The following is a 1,850-nucleotide window of genomic DNA, read 5'->3' as shown; positions in this document are numbered from 1 at the left end:
CGTCTCATCGGAGTGGCCACGGGCCCTGCCGCTTTCACTCAATCTGCCCCGTGAGCGTCCGACAGAACGCGGACCAGCACCGGGCTGCACGCGGAGTAAAACGGTATGCGCGAAGAAAATGTCGCCCAACTGCAACAGCTGATCGAGCGAGAACGTCAGGCCCGCAAGGAAGCCGAGCAAGTGTCGGAGGAAAAGATCCGCGAACTGACCCTTGCCAACCAACTGCTGCAGCGGCATCTCGACTCGGTACCGTGCATCGTGGTCGCGCTGGACAGCGAAGGCTGCATCTCGATGGTCAACCGCGCCGCATGCGCCTTGCTCGGCCAGCCAGAGAGCGCGCTTCTCGGGCAACTCTGGTTTGAGCGCTGCCTGCCACAACCAAGCGGCGGATCCGTCCAATTCCCCTTGTTTCGGCAACTTGTCGCCGGCGACAGGCTGGCCAGGGAAAAACTGTCCGAATATGCAGTAATCGACAGCAAAGGCCAACCGCGCCTGATGGCGTGGCACATTGGCCTGCTGACCAACCAGACAGGGGAAATCATCGGCACCCTGAGTTCCGGCGAGGACATTACCGAGCAAAAGCTGGCTGAAGCGGCAGTCGCCGAGTCGCGAAACCTGCTCCTGAAGATCATCGATACGGTACCCGCTCGCGTCTTCTGGAAGGGCCCCGATCTACGCTTTCTCGGTTGCAACACGGCATTTGCCAAGGATGCCGGAATGCAGAGCGGTGATGACATGATCGGCAAGGACGACTATCAGATGGCCTGGGCGGCGCAGGCTGATTCCTATCGCGCCGATGACCGGGCGGTCATGGCGTCTGGAGTCGCCAGGCTTCACTTCGAGGAACAACAGACCACCGCGAGTGGTGAAACAGTCTGGCTGCGAACGTCAAAGATTCCACTGGTCAACGACCACAACGAGACTTTCGGCGTGCTTGGAATCTACGAAGACATCACCGAATACCGACGCATCGAAGCGGACAACGGCGTGCATATGGCTGAGTTGACCGCCCTCAATACCATGCTGATCGAGGCGCAGAACCAGATGTTGCGATCGGTGAAAATGGCGTCCGTAGGGCGGCTGGCGGCCGGCGTGGCGAATGAGATCGACAATCCCTTCGCCTTCATCAGCTCCCATCTGGTAGCGCTCAAGGGACACGTCGCGGATCTGTTGAGTGTTCTCGAGGCCTACCAAAAGGCGGAACCGGCACTGGCCACGCATGCGGATCTTCTGGCAGCCATCGAGCAGGCGAAATCGGCGGCCGATCTTGACTTTGTGCAGCAAGATATCCTGAACCTGATTACCGAATCACTCGACGGCGTGCACCGGGTCAAGACGATCGTCGAACACCTCAAGGACTTCTCGCGAGTGGAGACCGCCGAGTGGCGCCTCGCGAACCTCGAGCAAGCCCTGGAGAACACGCTCAGCCTGGTCTGGAACGAGATCAAATACAAGGCCAAGATCAAGAAGGACTATGCCGGCATCCCCGAAATAGAATGTCTTGCACCGCAACTCAATCAGGTGTTCCTGAACCTGTTGATCAATGCCGTGCAAGCCATTGACGAGCGCGGCATCATCGTCCTGCGCACCGGCTTCGATGATAATGAGGTGTGGGTTGAGGTGGGCGATACCGGCCAGGGCATCGAGCCCGAACATCTGGACAGGATTTTCGAGCCATTCTTCACCACCAAGCCAGTCGGCACGGGAACCGGCCTCGGCCTGTCACTGGCCCACAGTATCGTGCAGCGGCATGGCGGCCAGCTTGAGGCGCGCAGCAAGATCGGCCAGGGAACCGTGTTTCGCGTCACCTTGCCGCGCGAGCGACTGATTGACAAGGACGACTGACGAGT

Annotated in this window: 1 protein-coding gene; it reads left to right on the top strand. The window is 59.6% G+C overall.

Translation table 11 applies throughout. From position 1 onward, the window contains the following. Nucleotides 1-105 precede the first annotated feature (105 nt). Complete coding sequence (locus tag RUW20_RS08640) at nucleotides 106-1,845, top strand: ATP-binding protein (RefSeq protein WP_313951805.1); 1,740 nt, start codon at nucleotides 106-108, stop codon at nucleotides 1,843-1,845. Nucleotides 1,846-1,850: the final 5 nt, after the last annotated feature.

This window comes from Accumulibacter sp. (assembly GCF_032229525.1).
In the GTDB taxonomy this organism is placed as follows: Bacteria; Pseudomonadota; Gammaproteobacteria; order Burkholderiales; family Rhodocyclaceae; genus Accumulibacter.
Note: the sequence above shows the minus strand (reverse complement) of the source record. Positions and strands in the feature narration are given on the sequence as shown.